Source organism: Kitasatospora sp. NPDC008115 (assembly GCF_042957205.1).
In the GTDB taxonomy this organism is placed as follows: Bacteria; Actinomycetota; Actinomycetes; order Streptomycetales; family Streptomycetaceae; genus Kitasatospora.
Map to the genome: position 1 here is coordinate 1 of NZ_JBIBHU010000075.1, position 3440 is coordinate 3440.

Genomic DNA, 3440 nt, shown 5'->3' on the forward strand with positions numbered 1-3440 from the left:
GGTACTGCAGGGGGGACCCTGTGGGAGAGTAGGACGCCGCCGAACAAATTTTGAGAAGAACCCCCGCCGGTATTCCGGCGGGGGTTCTTTGCGTTTCCGTCCAGGTGTCAGCCCTGTGGCTGGGCGGTGCCCCAGTCGGGGCGGCTCTCCTCGCGGCCGGGGGTGTCGGAGAGGCGGGCGACGCCGGAGCCGTCGAGGTGCATGGTGTAGAGCTCGGAGGATCCGCCGGCGGGGGTCTGGGCGAAGGCGATCGTGGTGCCGTCGGGGGAGTAGGAGGCGACGCCGTACGCGATGTCGGACGGGCCGGGGGTGAGCGCCTCGATGGCGGTGCCGTCGGGGTGGACGGTGTAGATGCCGCCGCCGGGGGCGGTGTCGGTGTCGGTGGGGTAGGTGGTGAAGACGATGTGGCCGCCGTCGGGGGACCAGTTGGCGCGTTCGCCGGCCCGCAGTTCCCAGGGGGTGAGGCGGCGCAGGCCGGTGCCGTCGGCGTTGACGATGTAGAGCGCGCGGCTGTTGGCGGGCTGGCCCGTGGAGCTGGTCCGGTAGGAGAAGACGAGTTGTGTGCCGTCGGGGGACCAGGCCGGGTCGGTGACGGTGCCGGAGTACGGGGTGTCGTTGGTGAGGAAGGTGATCCGCTGGGCGGTGGTGCCGTCGGTGCCGATGACGTAGAGGTCGCTGTACTGGATCTGTTCGGTCGTCGGGTCGGATTCGCCCCAGGTGCGGGTGAAGGCGAGCTGCGTGCCGTCCGGGGACCAGGCGGGCGTGGTCTCCGTCTCGTTGAGGCAGTCGGGGGCGCCGGCCTGGCAGAGCGAGCCCAGCGGCTGGGCGTCCCGGCCGTCGGTGCCCGTGATCCAGATCCGGCCGGGGGAGTCGCCGCCGGTGCGGTCGAAGGCGAGGGTGGTGCCGTCGGGGGCCCAGGAGGGGTGGTCGTCGCGGGTCTGCTCGGGTGGCCGGGTGAGCTGTTGACGGGTCCTGCCGTCGGCGGTGACCGTGAAGATGGCGCTGGTGAGGCGCTCCTGGTCGAGGAAGACCCGGCCGGCGATGAGGCCGTTGGGGGCGGCCGGGGCGGCGGGTGCGGCCGGGGTCGCCGCGGCGGCGCCGACCACGTCGGGGGCGGCGCCGGCCGGTTCGGCGGTCGGGGTGGGGGATTCGGCGCGGATCTCGCTGAGCGGGATGTCGCCGGGCTGGGCGCCGCAGCCGGTGAGCAGGGCCCCGGCGAGCAGGAGGCCCGCACCGGCGCGGTGGCGGGTGCGGGCCGTGGCGGGGGTGGTGCGGTGGATGGTGGGGGTGGTCCGTGAGAGCCGTGTCCGTGTGCGGGTCATCCGCGTTTCATCTCCGTCTCCGATCCGTCCGGCGAGGCCGGGCGCGAGCCCCCCGAAGGAGCTGTCACTGTGTCAGATCGGAGCGGGTGGAACGGGGCGACACGCGACGGTCCGCGTCCGCTCGGGGACGCGGAGTCATCCGCGCGGGCGGAGGGTCAGCCCTTGGCGGTGCGGCGCTCGGCCTTGGCGAGGGCCTCCGCCTCGTCCTCGGCCTCGGCGGTTTCCAGGGTGGGCGCGGTGCCGCCGAGCTGGGCGGGCAGCCACCAGGTGTCGTCGGGGCCGGAGGGCTTGCCGGGGTACTCGCGCTGGGCCCGGTCGAGCATCTCGGACATCGCGGCGCGCAGCCGGCGGGTGACCATGACGGGCTTGTCCTCGGGCTTCAGCACGATCGGTTCGCCGATCATGATGGTGACCGGGACGTGCCGCTTGGTGAGGGTCTTGGGGCGGCCCTTGGTCCACAGCTGCTGGGTGCCCCAGAGGACCACCGGGAGCAGCGGGGCGCCGGAGTCGGCGGCCATCCGGGCGGCGCCGGTCTTGAACTTCTTCAGCATGAAGGAGCGGCTGATGGTCGCCTCGGGGAAGACGCCGACCACCTCGCCGGCCCGCAGGGCGCGCACGGCGGCCTCGTAGGCGGGCTGGCCGTCGGTGCGGTCGACCGGGATGTGCTTCATGCCGCGCATCAGCGGGCCGGAGACGGCGTGCTTGAAGACGTCGTCCTTGGCCATGAAGCGGGTCTTGCGCTTGCCACCGCGGTAGGCGCCGAGGCCGGCGAAGAGGAAGTCGAGGTAACTGATGTGGTTGCTCACGAGCACCGCCCCGCCCGTGGCGGGGATGTGTTCGGCGCCGACGATCCTGATGCGCACGTCGAGCGCGCGGAAGACGGTCAGCGCGGCGCCGATCACCGGCGGGTACACGAGCTCTGCCACGGTCAGTCCTGACTTCGACGGGCCTGGTGGCCCGGTACGGCGGGTTCCCGCGTCGTAGGCGGGCCGACCGGGGGCGCGGCACACCGCGGCGGCCACGGGCGATACACGGAGATGATCCCCCGAACGGGTACCCGCTGTCACCTGAGCCGGGCCGCGCGGTCGGTTCCGGCGGTGTGATGTGCGTGATGAGCTGGGACGGGAACTTTTTCCGGCCGGGCGTCCGGTCGGTTTCGCTGCCCGGTCGTCCCGGGGCGGCCCCCGGGATGACCGGGGCGGCGACGGGTGTTGTGGTGGCCGCGGGCGCGTTGGGGTGTCCGTCGTGGCGCGGGTGACGGAAGGCTGTGGGTGCGGGTGGGTGACGGGGCGGTGCGGCTGTCGGCGGCGGAGCTGGGGGAGCCGCTGGGGGAGCGGGCGACGCTGGTGCAGTTCTCCACGGCGTTCTGCCAGCCGTGCCGGGCCACCCGGCGGGTGCTGGCCGAGGTGGCGGGGATGGTGGCCGGCGTGGCGCACGTGGAACTGGACGCCGAGGAGCGGTTGGAGCTGGTGCGGCGGCTGGGCGTGGCGCGGACGCCGACGGTGCTGGTACTGGACGCCGCGGGCGGGGTGGTGCGGCGGGCGGCCGGGCAGCCGCGGCGGGCGGATGTGATCGCGGCGCTGGGCGCGGCGCTCTGACGGCGGCCTGGCGGTGGTGCCGTGCGGGCGCCGGGGTGCGGGCGGGGGCGTGCGGGGCGGCTCCGCGGCGTACCGGGTGGCGCAGGGGTGGCCCCGTCGGGTGGGGTCGGAGGTGGGCTGGGGCAGGATGGCCCTGACGGCGGTGTGACCGTCCCGCGGTCCGTGCCGGACCGGAGGCCTCCCCGGGGCTGCCGAGGGGGTCCGCGGGGCGCTCGGCCGGGGCCGCGCGGCGTAAGCTACTGGCGAGTAGTGACCGTCGGGCTACTGGCGGGTATGCTGCCAGGAAGTTCCGGACCGGCACGGGAACACGCTGCCGGGAGCAGGGGCGAGCCGTGTTTCGCGCCCGCTTGCAACAGCCGCAGCCGCCGGACGAGACCAGTACAGGAGACAGGCCGTGAGCTTGAGGATCGTTGTCTGTGTGAAGTACGTGCCGGACGCGACGGGTGACCGTCGTTTCTCGGACGATCACACCACCGACCGGGAGGGCGTGGACGGCCTTCTGTCGGAGCTGGACGAGTAC

The 3440-nt window shown here is 73.9% G+C and carries 3 protein-coding genes and 1 pseudogene; 2 read left to right on the plus strand and 2 right to left on the minus strand.

Annotated elements, in window-relative coordinates:
• Window positions 1–107: 107 nt before the first annotated feature.
• A complete protein-coding gene (locus ACFZBX_RS36810) occupies window positions 108–1322 on the minus strand; it encodes a TolB family protein (protein WP_391538179.1) in 1215 nt (404 codons plus the stop codon).
• A gap of 155 nt (window positions 1323–1477) precedes the next feature.
• Window positions 1478–2248, minus strand: a complete 771-nt coding sequence (locus ACFZBX_RS36815; protein WP_391538180.1) for a lysophospholipid acyltransferase family protein — start codon at window positions 2246–2248, stop codon at window positions 1478–1480.
• Between the two features lie 345 nt (window positions 2249–2593).
• On the opposite strand from ACFZBX_RS36815, the gene ACFZBX_RS36820 reads away from it, so the two are divergent.
• Together ACFZBX_RS36820 and ACFZBX_RS36825 are read left to right on the plus strand one after the other, a co-directional pair.
• A complete protein-coding gene (locus ACFZBX_RS36820) occupies window positions 2594–2920 on the plus strand; it encodes a TlpA family protein disulfide reductase (protein ID WP_391538181.1) in 327 nt (108 codons plus the stop codon).
• Window positions 2921–3314: 394 nt separating this feature from the next.
• Window positions 3315–3440 (plus strand): annotated as a pseudogene (locus ACFZBX_RS36825) (electron transfer flavoprotein subunit beta); the annotation flags it as partial.

Excerpts from the sequence above, each read along its gene's own strand:
- ACFZBX_RS36810 (WP_391538179.1), bottom strand. The coding sequence starts at position 1,322 with ATGACCCGCACACGGACACGGCTCTCACGGACCACCCCCACCATCCAC.